Annotated in this window: 16 protein-coding genes; 6 read left to right on the top strand and 10 right to left on the bottom strand. The window is 41.4% G+C overall.

Features of this window, described 5'->3' with window-relative positions; translation table 11 throughout:
- The first annotated feature begins 22 nt into the window (after positions 1 to 22).
- The 6 genes from ffh to xerS all read left to right on the top strand — a co-directional run bounded on the left by ffh (position 23) and on the right by xerS (position 5,551).
- Complete coding sequence (gene ffh / locus K1I94_RS03095; RefSeq protein WP_223314366.1) at positions 23 to 1,597, top strand: signal recognition particle protein; 1,575 nt, start codon at positions 23 to 25, stop codon at positions 1,595 to 1,597.
- Between the two features lie 67 nt (positions 1,598 to 1,664).
- A complete protein-coding gene (locus K1I94_RS03090) occupies positions 1,665 to 2,495 on the top strand; it encodes a hypothetical protein (RefSeq protein ID WP_223314365.1) in 831 nt (276 codons plus the stop codon).
- A complete protein-coding gene (locus tag K1I94_RS03085) occupies positions 2,492 to 2,914 on the top strand; it encodes a hypothetical protein (RefSeq protein WP_002934360.1) in 423 nt (140 codons plus the stop codon). The genes K1I94_RS03090 and K1I94_RS03085 overlap by 4 nt, the downstream gene beginning before the upstream one ends.
- Before the next feature lie 72 nt (positions 2,915 to 2,986).
- Positions 2,987 to 3,787 carry an alpha/beta hydrolase gene (locus tag K1I94_RS03080; protein ID WP_223314364.1) on the top strand — a complete coding sequence of 267 codons (801 nt, stop codon included), beginning with the start codon at positions 2,987 to 2,989 and terminating at the stop codon, positions 3,785 to 3,787.
- A gap of 72 nt (positions 3,788 to 3,859) precedes the next feature.
- A complete protein-coding gene (locus K1I94_RS03075) occupies positions 3,860 to 4,303 on the top strand; it encodes a MepB family protein (RefSeq protein WP_223314363.1) in 444 nt (147 codons plus the stop codon).
- Positions 4,304 to 4,480: 177 nt separating this feature from the next.
- Complete coding sequence (xerS, locus tag K1I94_RS03070) at positions 4,481 to 5,551, top strand: tyrosine recombinase XerS (protein WP_223314362.1); 1,071 nt, start codon at positions 4,481 to 4,483, stop codon at positions 5,549 to 5,551.
- 87 nt (positions 5,552 to 5,638) lie between these two features.
- On the opposite strand, the gene K1I94_RS03065 is transcribed toward xerS, so the two are convergent.
- The 10 genes from K1I94_RS03065 to trmFO all read right to left on the bottom strand — a co-directional run bounded on the left by K1I94_RS03065 (position 5,639) and on the right by trmFO (position 17,219).
- Positions 5,639 to 6,277, bottom strand: a complete 639-nt coding sequence (locus K1I94_RS03065; protein WP_223314361.1) for a hypothetical protein — start codon at positions 6,275 to 6,277, stop codon at positions 5,639 to 5,641.
- A 166-nt stretch (positions 6,278 to 6,443) separates the two neighbouring features.
- The gene (locus tag K1I94_RS03060; RefSeq protein WP_223314360.1) at positions 6,444 to 7,433 is read right to left on the bottom strand and encodes a lipoate--protein ligase; all 990 of its coding nucleotides are present in this window, start codon (positions 7,431 to 7,433) and stop codon (positions 6,444 to 6,446) included.
- A 66-nt stretch (positions 7,434 to 7,499) separates the two neighbouring features.
- The gene (gene lpdA, locus K1I94_RS03055; RefSeq protein WP_223314359.1) at positions 7,500 to 9,206 is read right to left on the bottom strand and encodes a dihydrolipoyl dehydrogenase; all 1,707 of its coding nucleotides are present in this window, start codon (positions 9,204 to 9,206) and stop codon (positions 7,500 to 7,502) included.
- Between the two features lie 78 nt (positions 9,207 to 9,284).
- Positions 9,285 to 10,328 carry a dihydrolipoamide acetyltransferase gene (locus tag K1I94_RS03050; RefSeq protein WP_002921207.1) on the bottom strand — a complete coding sequence of 348 codons (1,044 nt, stop codon included), beginning with the start codon at positions 10,326 to 10,328 and terminating at the stop codon, positions 9,285 to 9,287.
- A gap of 463 nt (positions 10,329 to 10,791) precedes the next feature.
- Positions 10,792 to 11,784, bottom strand: a complete 993-nt coding sequence (locus tag K1I94_RS03045; protein ID WP_002900354.1) for an alpha-ketoacid dehydrogenase subunit beta — start codon at positions 11,782 to 11,784, stop codon at positions 10,792 to 10,794.
- A gap of 18 nt (positions 11,785 to 11,802) precedes the next feature.
- Positions 11,803 to 12,771 (bottom strand): thiamine pyrophosphate-dependent dehydrogenase E1 component subunit alpha, encoded by a 969-nt coding sequence (locus K1I94_RS03040; protein ID WP_223314358.1) that lies wholly within the window; start codon positions 12,769 to 12,771, stop codon positions 11,803 to 11,805.
- A 222-nt stretch (positions 12,772 to 12,993) separates the two neighbouring features.
- Entirely contained in the window at positions 12,994 to 14,160 is a 1,167-nt protein-coding gene (locus K1I94_RS03035) for an ATP-grasp domain-containing protein (protein ID WP_009660321.1), read from the bottom strand.
- Between the two features lie 12 nt (positions 14,161 to 14,172).
- Positions 14,173 to 14,913 carry an esterase family protein gene (locus tag K1I94_RS03030; protein ID WP_223314357.1) on the bottom strand — a complete coding sequence of 247 codons (741 nt, stop codon included), beginning with the start codon at positions 14,911 to 14,913 and terminating at the stop codon, positions 14,173 to 14,175.
- A gap of 32 nt (positions 14,914 to 14,945) precedes the next feature.
- A complete protein-coding gene (locus K1I94_RS03025; protein WP_223314356.1) occupies positions 14,946 to 15,770 on the bottom strand; it encodes an alpha/beta hydrolase in 825 nt (274 codons plus the stop codon).
- A 114-nt stretch (positions 15,771 to 15,884) separates the two neighbouring features.
- Positions 15,885 to 17,219 (bottom strand): methylenetetrahydrofolate--tRNA-(uracil(54)-C(5))-methyltransferase (FADH(2)-oxidizing) TrmFO, encoded by a 1,335-nt coding sequence (trmFO, locus tag K1I94_RS03020; protein WP_223314355.1) that lies wholly within the window; start codon positions 17,217 to 17,219, stop codon positions 15,885 to 15,887.
- Between the last annotated feature and the right edge of the window lie 27 nt (positions 17,220 to 17,246).

Genomic DNA, 17,246 nt, shown 5'->3' with positions numbered 1-17,246 from the left:
TAGAAACTAGGAGAAATAAAAAATGGCATTTGAAAGTTTAACAGAACGTTTGCAGAACGTCTTTAAAAATCTACGCAGAAAAGGGAAAATCTCAGAGAGCGATGTCCAGGAAGCAACCAAAGAGATTCGTCTGGCCCTTTTAGAAGCCGATGTTGCTCTGCCGGTTGTCAAAGACTTTATCAAGAAAGTCCGTGAGCGCGCTGTCGGTCATGAGGTTATCGACACCCTCAATCCAGCGCAACAAATCATCAAGATCGTTGACGAAGAACTGACAACTATCCTGGGTTCTGATACTGCTGAGATTATCAAATCACCAAAGATTCCGACTATTATCATGATGGTTGGTCTGCAAGGTGCTGGTAAGACCACCTTTGCCGGAAAGCTTGCTAATAAGCTCAAGAAAGAAGAAAATGCTCGCCCGCTCATGATTGCGGCAGATATTTACCGTCCAGCAGCTATTGAACAGTTGAAAACACTTGGACAGCAAATTGATGTACCTGTCTTTGCTCTGGGGACTGAAGTTCCAGCTGTTGAGATTGTCCGTCAAGGTTTGGAGCAAGCCAAGGCTAACCACAACGACTATGTCCTGATTGATACGGCTGGGCGCCTTCAGATTGATGAAAAACTCATGCAGGAGCTGTCAGATGTCAAAGCGCTGGCTAATCCGAATGAAATCCTCTTGGTTGTCGATGCCATGATTGGTCAGGAAGCGGCTAATGTCGCTCGTGAATTTAACAGTCAACTGGAAGTGACCGGGGTTATCCTGACTAAGATTGATGGTGATACCCGTGGCGGTGCAGCACTGTCTGTCCGTCAGATTACTGGTAAGCCTATTAAATTTACTGGTACCGGTGAAAAAATCACTGATATTGAAACCTTCCACCCAGACCGTATGTCCAGCCGGATTTTGGGCATGGGGGACATGCTGACTCTGATTGAAAAAGCCTCTCAAGAATACGATGAGAAAAAATCGCTTGAAATGGCTGAAAAGATGCGGGAAAACACCTTTGATTTCAACGACTTCATTGATCAGTTGGATCAGGTGCAAGGCATGGGACCTATGGAAGACTTGCTCAAGCTGATTCCAGGTATGGCCAATAATCCTGCCCTCAAGAATATCAAAGTGGACGAGAAAGAAATTGCCCGCAAGCGCGCTATCGTATCCTCTATGACACCGGCTGAGCGGGAAAATCCAGACTTGCTGAGTCCTAGCCGTCGCCGTCGGATTGCCAATGGTTCAGGTAACAGCTTCGTTGATGTCAATAAATTTATCAAAGACTTCAATCAAGCTAAGCAGATGATGCAGGGCGTTCTGTCAGGCGATATGAGCAAGATGATGAAGCAAATGGGGCTCAATCCAAACAATATGCCTAAGAACATGCCTAGTGGCGGAGGAATGCCCGACATGTCAGCTCTTGAAGGCATGATGGGCCAAGGCGGTATGCCAGATATGTCAGGCTTGGGAGGAGCAGGCATGCCGGATATGAGCCAAATGTTCGGCGGCGGACTCAAGGGCAAAGCTGGAGAGTTCCTGATGCGCCGCAGCATGAACAAAATGGCCAAGCAAATGAAAAAGAATAAGAAGAAGCGGAAGTAATAAGGGAGAACTTCATCAAACAAATCGCTTATAAATATATAATTAGGAAAAGTTTAAAGGGAGGATTATGGAAAGAAAAAATAGGAGTCAAACCAAGTCAAAAAATCTTATCTCAAGGTTTATATCTCAATTTGCTGAATTAGGAATAAATCAAATAAAAACTGCAATTGCAAATTTTATTTCTCTATTTATATTTGTTATAGTTTTAATTTTTGCTGTTATTTATATAGGGATTCCATCTTTGGGAAGTTTATTTAATTCATTATCTCCTTGGAATCAACAAAAACAAGAAATAAGTGCAAAAAATAATGTGAGAGATGCCTATTCTTCAATTATAGGGAGTAACGTAGGTGTTATCTCTCAAAATGGTTTTATTAGTTGGTTTAGTAGCAAAGAAGCGAAAGAAATTGATATTTCGATACCAAAGCTAATTAATTATTCTCCTCTGTTTGATGATGATTCAAATAGAAGTCAGTTAAAAACTGCTTTTGAATCATCGTTTAACAAAGATACAAGTTTCCAATCTGCTGGCACTTATAAAATATTCTATGACGGAGAATTAGTTGTTGGCTGGAAAGATGGGGAAAAGATTAGCGGTTTCAAAGATTTATCCAAGGTTCAAAAGAAAGAGATACTAGCCGATTTACAAAAGAAAATTTGGAATAAATCAAACGTAAAATTTAATGAATGGGAAAAAATTGGGGATCAAGATAATGTTGATTTTGATTTCAAACCTTCTTCCAACCGAGTTAAGATTATAGGAAAATTTCTGGATGAAGGTGGTTGGTTCTTTGGCGTTGGTAAGAAAAAATATAAATTATATGTTGAGTATGATTTGAAAGACGATGATACACCTGTTTTAGTAGATAAAAGTTTGAAAGTGGAGGAAGTAAAATGATATTAGTTAAGAAATTTTGCTTTCCTCTGATTGTTACTGCTTTATTTATTTCAATTTTTCTGGGTTATAATAAATATTCAGAAAGACAATTGTTGAAGCAAGACTTAAATCTAGATGGTATTTTTATTAATGTAAAAGGTGTAGAAATATCTACTGAAGAAACAAATTATTTTGAAAGTAAGCCTTATAAAAAAATTAAAATAGAAATTCCCTCACTATCTTCTCAACTTGATGATCAAACATCTAGTAATTCTAATAATAAAGGAACACCAAATCAAATTATTAATAGAGAAAAATTTGATAAAAATTTTGTAGATTGGTTGAAATCGATTTACGATGAAAAAATTGCAAAAAGATATACAAAAAAAATTGAAATTTGGTATAGAGATATCAAGGTTGTAGATAAAGAATATAAATGATAATCAACAAGCTACATAAATCCGTTATGTGGCTTGTTTTTGGAAAGATCAGATACAGATATGGAGACTAGAATGAGGCCTTTTTTGACTCAATTGATTCATCGACTTGCTAAAACCTTTCAAAAATTATTGAATAAGCTGCCTTCCCACCCTATTTCTCATCTACCTGCCAGCAAGGTCAAAATGAGTCCTATTATCATGATTCCTGGTAGTTCTGCCACGGAAAATCGCTTTAATCGAATGGTTAAAAAGCTAAACCGCAATCAGCATCCACATCATAGTCTAGTCCGTATTAAAATCTGGAATGACGGACACATGACTTACCGAGGGCATTTGAAGCGCAAGGACAGAAATCCTATTTTTGTGGTTGGTTTTCAGAATAATCGTGATGGATATGAAAACATCAAGCAGCAGGCGGCAATGTTTGACGCTGCCTTGACTGTTTTGCGAGAGAAGTACTCTTTTAACAGTTTTAAAGCGCTTGGGCATTCTAACGGTGGTCTAGTTTATACAGTATTCCTACAGCAATACCTGGCAAACCATTCTGGATTGGAGATGGAAAAGCTCCTGACTATTGGCAGCCCTTATAATCTAAACAAGAAAAATCTTAATCATCGAGTCCCGATGCTAGATGACTTTGTAGCCAACCAGGGAAAACTTCCTAAGAAGCTGCAGCATTTGTCAATTTTGGGAATTTTTTTCCGAGACGGTGACGGAATTGTCCATAAAAGCAGTGTAGAGGCTGGGAGCTTGATTTACAAAGGAAAAATAGCTTCACACAGAGAGGTTGTCATCGTAGGTAAGGATGCCCATCATTCCTCTCTTCCCCAAAATGAACAGGTAATTGATTTGATTAGGGATTTTTTGTTATAATAAAGATAAACTTAAACCGATAAATATTTACATAATTTAATTTTGGTAAAAAATTAGAAAGGCGATAAAACAATGAAAATGACAGACATTCTTCATAGGTATTATGGTGACTTTGATCTGATAAATGAAAAATGGAATGAAGACTATGAAAGCATTTTGATTAAGCCAAAGGATGATCAAGAATATAAAAGATGCCGTTTGGCAAAGAAGACACCTAAAAAAGAAGGCTACTTTACAGTCTTTTGGAAAAAAGACCAAGACAATAAGAACATTCCATATACTGATAAAGACTTAGGTGATGAATTGGTAATTGTCGTTATCGACGACCGTCATTGCGGTATATTTATCATTCCCAAAGAGAAGGCTATCAGTAAAAAAATTCTTTCTACAAAAGATTGTAAAGGAAAGATGGCTATGCGGTTTTATCCGTCCTGGTGCACAAATTTAAATAAAACAGCTCAGGCAACACAAAAATGGCAACTGGATTATTTTCAAAAAATTGAATTAGAAGAATAAGTTTTAGTGAAACAAGACAGAGTCTAATTCCTCAATACTGTCTTGTTTTTATTATCCGTTTTTGTAATAAGGTTGGACTATATATGCTCTCTTACATCTTTCCGAAAAACTATAATTTTCTTGAAAAATATATCTAGATATGCTATACTACTGTTATAGAAAAAACGGAGAAATGTGATGAGACGTGAACTGTTATTAGAAAGAATTGATAAACTCAAAGCCACTATGCCCTGGTACATTTTGGAATATTACCAGTCTAAGCTGGCGGTGCCTTATAGTTTTACAACCCTATACGAATATCTCAAAGAATATGATCGCTTTTTTAACTGGGTGCTAGAATCTGGTATAACGGATGCTTCCCATATTGCTGAGATTCCTCTTTCAGTCTTGGAAAATATGACCAAGAAAGACATGGAGACCTTCATTCTGTATCTGCGAGAGCGGCCGCTTCTCAATGCCAATACAACCCAAAACGGTGTTTCCCAGACAACTATCAACCGAACTCTTTCAGCTTTGTCCAGCCTCTACAAATATTTGACTGAGGAAGTTGAAAACGAGCAGGGCGAGCCCTACTTCTATAGAAATGTGATGAAAAAGGTTGCTACTAAGAAGAAAAAGGAAACTCTGGCTGCTCGTGCAGAGAATATTAAGCAGAAGCTCTTTTTAGGGGATGAGACGGAAGAATTCCTCCAGTATATTGATACGGAGTACCCTAAGAAGCTGTCTAATCGCGCTCTGTCTTCTTTTAACAAGAACAAAGAACGTGATTTAGCCATCATTGCCTTGCTGCTAGCCTCTGGTGTTCGTCTGTCTGAAGCTGTTAATCTAGACCTGAAAGACATCAATCTAAAGATGATGGTCATTGAAGTGACAAGAAAAGGCGGTAAAAGGGACTCTGTCAATGTTGCTGCTTTTGCCAAGCCTTATTTAGAAGAGTATCTAAACATTCGGAGCAAACGATACAAGGCCGAAAAGACTGATACAGCCTTCTTTTTGACTGAATACCGTGGCAGTCCTAATCGAATCGATGCTTCCAGTGTCGAAAAAATGGTGGCCAAGTATTCCGAGGACTTCAAGGTGCGAGTGACTCCTCACAAACTCCGCCACACGCTTGCTACACGTTTATACGATGCGACCAAATCTCAAGTTCTCGTCAGTCATCAGCTAGGGCATGCTAGCACTCAGGTAACAGACCTCTACACCCACATTGTCAATGATGAGCAAAAGAACGCTTTGGATAAATTATAATATTACATAATTTAAAATATGTGAATTTAATATTAACAATAACAACAAAAGAGCGAAAAATCTATTTTAGATGCTTCGCTCTTTCTTTTATAAAAACTCAATCCAATAATTACGATGGGGTTCAACAATCAGCGGTTTGCCCCAGAAGTGCTTGAGATGCTCCAGATTCGCTGCTGTGACTGGTCGATTTTTGGTGTTGTACTTTTCAGCACTTTCTCTAGTTAGGAAGCATTTGACCGCTTCGTAGGAGCCTTCTGCTGTCTCTCTATTTAGCCCTTCAAAGCTAACTTCATCGCCTGGCTGAGGATTATCCGTAAAGAGTTTTCCTATAAAGTAAACTGTCTTACTCTTCATCAGATCGTAAGCCTTGATATTTTCTATTCGATTATTAGCTGCTGCAAACATGATGCAAAAGCTGTCAACAAGATCCTTTAAGGGCAGCAGATCTTCCTTGGGAACGAAGATATCTACCATGTAGAGCCCACCAATGACTAGGTTTTGGAAAGAAGGTTGCTGAATAACATTATCCAACGCCATGCCAAGCGGTAATTTCACAGCTTGATAGCCTGATTTTTCAAATTCTTCTTTCTTTTTCTCATAATCTTCTGCAGATATGCTAACATAAAAATTGTCTGGATTAGGAGATGGTTTTTTCTTCAGAAAAGCTACAACTGTGCGGTCCAACTGCTCAAACAGACCAAGGCTTTCTACTGGGACTTTCTGCATCAAGGCACCCCTTTCTCTAATTCCCTATCATTTTATCATATCTGGTAGATAAAGCCTAGAGAAAACTAGCTGGTTAAGGAAACGTAAGAATGTTGTTGATTTGAAATATACTGTTTACATGAAAAACCAAACTCTTTGAGAGTTTAGCTTTTCTTTATATCAGATTTTAACCTACGATAGCTTCGGCAATATCTTCTCTGCTGATTCCAGCAAAGTAGCGGCTAATATCAATCGTTTCAAGAGCTTTCAGGACATCTTCGCGTTCGTATTTAACACCGCGAAGCACATCTTCTACTGCTGCTACATCCTCAATACCAAAGAAATCTCCATAGATTTTGATATCCTGAATCTTAGATTCAACAACATTGGCAAAGATTTCTACCTTACCGCTGGTAAACTTAGTGCCACGACGCACATTGTATTCAGGTGATTTACCGTAGTTCCAGTCCCAAGTTCCAAACTTGCTATCTCTGATTTGCTTGATTTCTTCCAGTTCTTTCTCGGAGAAGACATATTCTGTCATTTCTGGATATTCTTTCTTCATGTAGTCCAGAAGCAGGTCGCGGAATTCTTCAACAGTAATCTTTTCCGGCAATTCATTGATAATATTTGTCACGCGAGCACGGACGGATTTAACCCCTTTCGATTCGAACTTGTCTTTAGAAACCTTAAGCGCATCGGCCAAGACTGACAAGTCAACATCAAAGAGAAGGCAGCCATGGTGCATGATACGGCCGTTGATATAGGCCTGCGCATTGCCACAGAACTTCTTGCCATCAATCTCCAGGTCATTACGGCCGGTGAATTCAGCCTTTACCCCAAGCTCTGCCAGAGTGTTGATAACCGGCGTAGAAAAACTCTTGAAGTCAAAGGCACGATCTTCACTTTCTTTAGAGATAATGGTGTAGTTGAGGTTGTTCAGATCATGATAAACAGCTCCTCCACCACTGATACGACGCACAACTTCAATGCCATGCTCACGAACGTAGTCACGGTTGATTTCTTCGATGGTATTTTGGTGACGTCCCACGATGATAGAAGGTTTGTTAATCCAGAGCAGGAAAATCTCATCCTCATCTAAGAGGTGTTTGAAAGCATATTCTTCCAGAGCAATATTAAAAGCTGTATCATTTGAGTAATTAACAATGTATTTCATAAGCTACCTCTTTATACGATAGAGACTGGAACAATGATTTATGTCCAGTCTAATCTATCTTTTAAATTATTTTTTCTTAGGTGAGTGAACTGCTAATCCCAGTACATCTGCAAATGCTTCGTACATAACTTCTGAGAAGGTTGGATGACCGTGAATAGTCTTAAGCATTTCTTCTACAGTGATTTCCATTTCGATGATGGTGGATGCTTCGTTAATCAATTCTGCCGCCGCAGGACCGATGATATGAACACCGAGCACTTCACCATACTTCTTGTCGGCAATGACTTTCACGAAGCCTTGAGCTACATCTGAAGCAATGGCGCGACCGTTAGCAGCGAAGTTGAACTTACCAATCGCTACATCGTATTTCTCACGAGCTTGCTCTTCTGTCAAACCAACTGCTGCTACTTCTGGCAGGGTGTAGATAGCTGCAGGTGTCAGGTTGAGTTTAGCAACATGATGGTTACCTTTCAGAGCATTTTCAGCAGCAACTTCACCCATACGGAAGGCAGCATGAGCCAGCATCTTAGTACCATTGATATCACCTGGTGCGTAAATACCTGGAACAGAGGTTTCCATGTACTCATTGACTTTGATACGGCCGCGATCCAGTTCGAATTCAACCTCACCGATACCTTCTAGGTCTGGCACGCGTCCGATAGAAAGCAGGGCCTTATCTGCTAGAATATCTTCTTTTCCTTCAACCTTGATACGGAGTTTTCCGTTTTCTTCGATGATTTCTTCCAACTTAGTTTCAGTTAGAATTGTCATACCCTTGCGCTCCAAAATGAGGCGAAGGTTTTTAGAAACTTCCGCATCCATTGCAGGTACGATACGATCCATCATTTCAATGACCGTTACCTTGCTGCCGAAGGTCATGAAGGCTTGTCCAAGCTCAATACCGACAACACCACCGCCGATAATTACCAGATTTTCAGGCACTTCGTTCATTTCTAGTATATCATCACTGGTCATAACAAGAGATGATTCCATACCAGGAACATTGATCTTGCTGACTTTTGAACCACCAGCCAAAATAATCTTCTTCGTTTCTAGCAGCTCGCTGCTGTTTACAAGAACATTCTTGTCTTTAGTAATGGTACCAATTCCCTTATGAACATCTACGCCATAGCTGCGAAGAAGGCCAGCAACACCGCCAACGAGTGTATTGACAACCTTGTTTTTGGTTTCCAAAACCTTGTCCATGTCCACTGAGAAGCTTGGATTTTCGATGATGATACCGCGGTTAGCAGCGTGGCCAAGGCTTTCAATGATTTCAGCATTGTGCAGGTAAGTCTTAGTAGGGATACAGCCACGGTTCAGGCAGGTTCCGCCGAGCTCAGACTTCTCAACCAAGGCAATCTTGCCACCCAGCTGGGCTGCTTTGATAGCCGCTACATAACCTGCAGGTCCGCCACCGATAACAACGATATCGTAAGCATCATCACTCTTATCATCATCTGTACTTACTGCCGCTGTTGTAGGAGCTGGTGCTTCCGCAGGAGCAGAGCCGCCAGCGGTTGGGATGTTTTCTCCTTCTTCTCCCAAGTAACCGATGACTTCCGTTACTGGAACAGTTTCTCCGTCACCTTTGAGAATAGCAATCAGATAGCCATCTTCTTCGGCTTCTAATTCCATGCTGACCTTGTCAGTCATGATTTCCAGAAGGATTTCCCCTTCTTTGACAAATTCGCCGACTTTCTTATTCCATTGGACAATTTGCCCTTCGGTCATATCCACGCCGGCTTTTGGCATAATTACTTCTAAAGCCATTTTTCTTTCCTTTTCTAATTTAATTTTTCACTTGCTGAGTCTTTCGTTTCTTTACTTTTTAAACTAGCAAAGAAAATCTTATACCAACATTGAAATTGGGTCTTCAATCAAAGCCTTCAAGTCCTTCATAAACTTAGCTCCAGCCATTCCGTCAACTACACGGTGGTCAATGGTCAAGCCAAGACTCATAATTGGACGGATAACAATTTCGCCATTAACAACGACAGGTTTTTCTACTGTTGAGCTCACACCCAAGATAGCAGAGTTTGGCTGATTGATGATTGGCCCAAAGGACTGAACTCCAAACATACCCAAGTTACTGATTGTGAAGGTTGAGTTTTGCAACTCGCTTGGAGCTAACTTGCCTTCCAAAGTACGTCCGATTACATCTTTAAAGGCTACCACAAGCTCTGATAGGCTCATTTTTTCTGCATTGTAGACAACTGGTGTCATCAGGCCATTATCCATACCGACTGCCATTGAAAGGTTGACATAGTTGTGAGTGATAATGGTCTTGCCGTCCTCTGTCAAAGTTGAGTTGAGGTAAGGATGCTTCATCAGTGTCTTCACAACAGCCAGCGAAAGCAGGTCTGTGACAGTTACTTTTTTGCCAGTTGCTTCCATGATTGGTTCCAGCACTTTTTTACGCAAGGCCAGCATTTCTGTCATATCAACATCATAGTTAAGGGTGAATGTTGGCGCCGTCAGGTAAGATTCTACCATCCGCTGAGCAATGACCTTTCGCATCGGCGTCATTGGGATACGCTCAATCTCACCATAAGGAGTGACATTATCAGGCACTTCTTCCGCTTTTTCAATTTGAGCAGGAGATTTGATTGTATCGCTCTCAACATTCTCAGGCAAGAAAGCAAGAACATCTTTCTTCATAATCTTGCCACGATGGCCAGTTCCTTGAATCTCTTGCCAAGCAATATTGTGTTCTTGGGCAATTCGTTTTGCCAGTGGTGAAATGCGCACCACGTTTGTATCTTTATAAGTTTCCACGTCTTCTTTGTGGACACGACCGTTTGCGCCTGAGCCAGAAACATCATAGAGGTTGATTCCCAAATCATCCGCTAACTTTCTAGCTGCAGGAGTCGCTCTTAGCTTATCATCAGCCATGACCTCTCCAATTCTATTATAAGATATTAAGGACGCAGAGGACAATGAAAAGATAGGAGATTGACGCTGTGTTCGATGAACACAAGGCAATCTATCTTTTTTTCGCAGTCCTCCGTCCGAATTCAGTTCCAGTCATACTAAGGGTGTTAACAATCAAAGTGAAAATAGAAAACTTAACAAAGAAATTTTAGTTTCGAGAAAAGTTTATTTTTCACAAAGACTTTAGCCCGTGTTCAACTCTACAAGTAACTTGGATACGAAACGTATCTCAAGTTGTTACGGTTACCGCTATCGGCGACCAACCTAGTAGACTTACTAATTCGCTCATCGGATAAAACCGGTCCGAATAACGATTGTCTGTAATTAGTAAAATTTTAGCTACTTTGACTCTCTACACAAGATTAGATTACATAAAATAATTTATGTAATCTAATTCGTGAGAAAGCCTTTTCTTTATTATACCTTATTCTTTATGATATGTCTTCCGAATAGCGTCTTTGATGCTTTCAACGGTCGGAATCATCGCATTTTCCAAGTTTTGTGCATAAGGCATTGGCACATCTTCACCTGCACAGCGGCGGATTGGCGCATCTAGATAGTCAAATGCTTCAGACTCAGAAATAATCGCCGAAATTTCACCAATGAAACCGCTAGTTTTGTGGGCATCATTAACCAAAACAACCTTTCCAGTCTTCTTAACAGAATTGATGATAATATCCTTATCGAGCGGCACCAATGTACGTGGGTCAACCACTTCTACAGAGATACCTTCTTCTGCTAATTCTTCAGCTGCCTGCATGACACGGCGAAGCATTTTTCCGTAGGTAACAACTGTTACATCGGTACCTTCTTTTTTGATTTCACCAACACCAAGTGGGATTACATACTCAGGATCCAGTGGCACTTCGCCTTTTTGGTTAAATTCAGACTTGTATTCCAGGATAATGACCGGGTTGTTGTCTCGGATAGAAGCCTTGAGAAGCCCCTTCATATCAGCCGGAGTTCCTGGAGCAACTACCTTAAGCCCTGGAATGTGGGTAAACCAAGATTCCAAAGACTGAGAGTGCTGAGCCGCTGACCCAACTCCATTACCTGCCGCACAACGGACAGTCATTGGGACTTGTCCTTTTCCGCCAAACATATAGCGAGTTTTAGCAGCTTGGTTAACAATAGCATCCATGGCAATTACAGAGAAGTCCATAAAGGTCATGTCTACGATTGGACGCAGCCCTGTCATAGCTGCTCCAGCTGCTGCGCCAGAGATAGCTGCTTCCGAAATCGGACAGTCACGTACACGCTCTGGTCCAAACTCTTCCAGCATACCAACAGATGTTCCGAAATCTCCACCAAAGACTCCGACATCTTCTCCCATCAAGAGTACATTTTCATCGCGACGCATTTCCTCAGACATAGCGAGGATAATGGTGTCACGAAAAGACATAGTTTTAGTTTCCATTTTCTTTTTCTCCTCTCTTTAGTCTGCGTAAATATCTTCAAAGGCAGATTCAAGCGGCGGGAATGGACTTTCTTCTGCAAACTTTACAGACGCTTCTACTGCTTCTTTGACTCCAGCTTGGATAGCTTCCAGCTCTTCCTCGCTTGCAATCTTGTTTTCCAGCAAGTATTTACGAAGATTTTCGATTGGATCCTTCTTCTTCCATTCTTCTACTTCTTCACGAGTACGGTATTTACCTGGGTCAGAAGAAGAGTGTCCCAACCAACGATAAGTTACGCTCTCAATCAAGACAGGACCATTACCGCTTCGAACATGCTCTACAGCCTTTTGGAAACCTTCATAAACATCTAGGACATTATTGCCATCCTCAATGAACATACCTGGAATACCATAAGCTGCGCTGCGCTCGTGAATGTGCTCTACATTGGTCATTTTCTTGATATCAGCAGAAATGCCATAGCCGTTATTAATACAATAGAAAATAACTGGTAGATTCCAGATAGAAGCCATGTTGACTGCTTCGTGGAAGACGCCCTCATTGGTAGCACCATCACCAAAGAAGCAGACAACAATCTTACCTGTCTTCTGCATTTGCTGGGTCAGAGCTGCTCCGACAGCAATTCCCATGCCACCGCCGACAATACCATTGGCACCAAGGTTTCCGGCATCTAGGTCAGCAATGTGCATAGAACCGCCTTTTCCTTTACAGGTCCCAGTGTATTTTCCTAGGATTTCCGCCATCATTTCATTGAGGTTGATTCCTTTGGCGATAGCTTGACCATGTCCCCGGTGGTTAGAAGTCAGCAAATCATCCTCATTCAAGGCCAGCATAGCACCGACATTGGCTGCTTCCTCACCTACTGAGAAGTGAGTCATTCCAGGAACCTTTCCTTTTTTTACAAGTTGAGCAATTTTTAAGTCCATGCGACGGATTTCTTCCATCTTACGGAACATCTCTAACAAAAGATTTTTATCTAAAGTTGCCATTTTTTTGCCTTTCTAAGCATAATTCTTCTATTTAATTCTATCTAAAGCTGTAAGCACTGTCAAAACTTTTGCTCACTTATATTTCACAAAGAAAAACCAGTCAATCCATTGGATAAACTGGTTTTCGACATCAAAATAGAAATTTCACAAACTTTTTGTGCTAGAGTAGTTTTTACTATTTTGAAACTGTTATACGAAAATAATAGCAGAGCATGCTTCTGATTAATCTGCCTGTTTAGCAAAATCTGCAATCATCTGCTCCATTTGCTCACGGCTTGGTGTTGTCAGCATATAGAGGTAATCACCTTGCAGCTCTGCAAAAGCGGCTGGCATGTCTTTTTTAACCTTGAAATTATCTCTGTATTTCTCCAGCAAGTCAGCCTCAGGGTAAGCATAGTTCGTTGATGCACGGCGTGATGTTGCCAGACAATACAGCGGCTCCATGTGGGCAGCTGGGAAAGGCTCTCCTGCTACAATCGCTGCATAGCCTCTGTAAAGATCGATTGAGTGGGCGAAATTATAGACATCAATGGTAAAGCCACCTGCTGGACGGTTATTGTACTCAATGGCTACATAATCATCACCCTCGCGGAAGAACTCAATATGGAAAAAGCGTTCTTTCATGCCGAAAATTTTAACAATCGCTTCTCCATAAGCACGCAGTTTTGGATCCATATCCTTGAGAACGTAATAGGAATTGTCCATCTTATAGATCATCAAATCCAGTGGTGTATGGGCATAGTCAAAGGTGGTTGAAAAGACGATCTGACCGTCCTTATCTACCAAACCATCAAAGGTACAAATCTCGCCAGACTGGACAAACTTTTCAAAGAAATAAGCTGTCTGGTGATCCCATTCTTGCTTGAATCGTTCGACATCTTCTGCTGTTTCCAATTTAAAGGTTGCAGCTGCTCCTACTCCATTATCAGGCTTGGCAATCAAGGGTAGACCAAGTTTCTTGACAGCCAAATCAGCACCAGCTTCTGTGTTAACAATCTGACCTGGAACGACTGGAACACCTGCTTTTTTAAAGAGCTTCTTCATCTCTGATTTGAACTTGGTCTTTTTCAAGTCTTTTGGCTTCGCTCCAAAGACATTGAATTGCTCGCGCAACTCTGCGTCCAGTTCTAGCCAGTATTCATTATGTGACTCAATCCGATCAATAGGTCCATGCTTGTAGAAGAGAAAGGCAACTGCTCTTTTTACTTCGTCAAGATTTTCAAGATTTTCTACTCTGAAATATTCAGTCAATGAATCCTTTAAAGGCTGGTCTAGCTGGTCATAAGGCTCCTGACCGATTCCCAGAACAGTGATTCCTTTGTTAGCCAGTTCCACGGTAAACTGCTGAAAATTTTGCGGATAGTAGGGAGAAATAACAATATAATTCATAGGAAACCTCCTTTAAAGATTGAGTTCATTGAGGAAATATGGCATTTGCTTACGCCACCAAATCCAGTCATGGGAAACATCATGGCCCCATTCAGCAAACCAAGCTGGAATATTCTTATGCTCAAAAGCTTCTTTCAGCGTGTAGAAGGAAGGCAGACCGTCCTGCTCCCAATCGCCCAAGCCAGTACAAACGATAATATCAGCCTGTCGATAGCGGTCAATAAACCAGCCATCATTTTGATTCCAGATATAGTCAGCTGGAGAGTTTTGATAAATGACTTCGTCGTTCAAATTGTCACCAACAAAGAAACGCGCATCATAGACACCACTTAGGGCAACCACTTTATTGAAAACATCTGGATGCTGCAGGAAGAAATTAACAGCATGATAAGCGCCCATAGAGCAGCCTGTCGTCATCATAGGGTCAAACCAGCCTGTCTTATGCTTGACGAAAGGAATAGCTTCCTCGATGACATAACGCTCATAGGCACGATGCATTTCCGCTCGGTCGTGAGGATGCTTCCAGTCAGCCAGCCAACTCTCGCTATCAACGCTGCTGAGAGTGAAAAATTGGATCTTGCCGGCCTCGATAAAGCCAGCGCATGCCTCGATCATACCGAAGTCAGCATACTCATTGTGGCTGCCGCCTGATGATGCGAAGACTATAATTGGGAGCCCGGCATGACCATAGCGATTGACATACATTTCACGACCTAGATTGCCGCTCCAATGACTTAAAAATTCTACATGCATAGTTTCTACCTCTTTCTCACTGTTTGACTAGATTACCATTTCTCGCTGATAAAACGGAAACAGTCCGGCAAGTGCTCTGCCCAAGCGATTTCGTTGTGAATAGCTCCAGACTGGATCTTAATCTGAATATTTGCCAAATCGACCCCAGATACAAGTAACTGTCGGAAATAGCTGAGCGATGAATCAATATAGGCCTGCTTGATGTTGCCAGCCATCAATGTCTTATCTGTATCATCAGCCTCCTCCGTCCCAACATAAATGAAAACTCGCTGGTCAGTTTGAAGTGTCTTTCTCTCAATATAACGGTCAAAGGCTTCCTGATGCAACCAATTAGCTGATGAAAAGATGCCCAGACAGCCAATCTGATCTTGGTATTCAACGCCGATAAACTGGCTGATATTTCCCCCAAGAGAAGAGCCAATCATAGCCGTATGCAGCCGATCCGACTTGGTCCGATAATGCTGGTCAATGAAAGGCTTGACGACTTCCATGACAAACTCCGCATACTCCGTTCCCTTGCCGCCAAACTGAATACCAGGAATATTGGACTCTTGGGATTTCCAAGCTGAATACTCATTCATGCGCCGTTGGCCATCGTTATCAATAGCCACGACAATCATTTTTTCAATATCTGGATTACGCTTGATTGTCGGAATCACCTTCCACGAATGGCCGCTGAAAGACTCCTTGCTATAGAGAACGTTTTGGCCGTCATGAAAATAAACGACCGGATATGTCTTCTCTGTATCCTGGCTATAGTTCTTTGGAAGCAAGACGCGGACACGGCGCTTTTGCTTGGTATAAGGAACGACTAACTCATGTGTTTTCATTTCAAGGTAAAAATAGGATTTATTCATTTTCAGAAAACTTTCTATTTTCAAAATTTTTATTTATTATATCACAAAATAAGCAAAAAAGTTAGGAATTTCCTAACTTTTTGATGATTTTATTAGATAATGATAGAAAATAGATTATTTATCCAAATAAGGTTGTAAATCCTGAAGGGCGCGCTCAGCAATTTTCTCATAACGTTCTTTCTTGTCACGAATCCGAGGGCCGTCCAGTTCTTTGATAATGCCAAAATTGACATTCATAGGTTGGAAATGCTTGCTGTCAGCATGAGTAACATAATGTGGCAGGCTTCCGATAGCTGTTGTTTCTGGAAAAACAAGTGCTTCTTCTCCTTTGAAGAGTCGAGCGGCATTGATACCAGCAACTAGGCCAGAAGCTGCTGACTCGACATAGCCTTCAACTCCAGTCATTTGACCTGCAAAGAAAAGATTTGGCTGTTTTTTAGAACGGAAAGTCTGTTCAAGCAGATTTGGAGAGTCCATATAAGAGTTTCGGTGCATGACCCCATAGCGGACAAATTCTGCATTCTCCAGACCAGGAATCATCTGAAAAACTCGTTTTTGCTCGCCCCACTTGAGATGAGTTTGAAATCCGACAATATTGTAAAGACTACCAGCTGCATTATCTTGACGAAGCTGCACCACAGCGTATGGCGTCTTATATTCACCATCTCGAGGTCCTTGGTAGTCGTCTGGATATTCTAAACCAACCGGCTTCATCGGACCATAAAGCATGGTTTTAATGCCACGTTTGGCCATAACTTCAATAGGCATGCAGCCTTCAAAGTATTTTTCTTTTTCAAAGGAATTGAGCGGCGCTTCCTCAGCGTTGACCAAAGCATCATGGAAATCCATAAATTCTTGCTTGGTCATGGGAGCATTAAGGTAGGCTGCTTCCCCCTTATCATAGCGGGATTTGAGATAGACCTTGGTCATATCAATGGTATTGACATCAATGATTGGCGCTGCTGCGTCATAGAAATAAAAACCATCTCCTCCATTGAGCGCGTGAATTTTTTCTGCTAAAGCATCACTGGTCAAGGGTCCTGTCGCAATGACTGTGATGGCATCCTCTGGAATTTCTGTGATTTCTTCACGAATGACCTCAATCAATGGATGATTGGTTACTAGTTCCGTCACCAGCTGCGAAAAGCCTTCTCTATCAACAGCTAGAGCACCACCAGCGGGCACTCGAGTCGCTTCTGCTGACTTTAAGATAACCGAGTCCAACCGCCGCATTTCTTCCTTTAGCAGACCAACTGCATTGGTCAGCGCATCTCCTCGCAGAGAGTTCGAACAGACCAGTTCTGCAAAGTCTGCAGTCTTGTGTTGAGGCGTTGACTTAACACCCCGCATTTCATAGAGTTTGACTGGGATTCCACGCTTGGCAATCTGGTAAGCTGCTTCACTACCAGCCAGACCAGCACCGATAACATTGATATAGGATGATGACATGATACTCTCCCTTGGATATTTCTAGAT

It is taken from the genome of Streptococcus sanguinis, from assembly GCF_019929145.1.
Lineage (GTDB): Bacteria > Bacillota > Bacilli > Lactobacillales > Streptococcaceae > Streptococcus > Streptococcus sanguinis_U.
The sequence above is the reverse complement of the archived record's forward strand: the minus strand, read 5'-3'. Positions and strand labels throughout refer to the sequence as shown.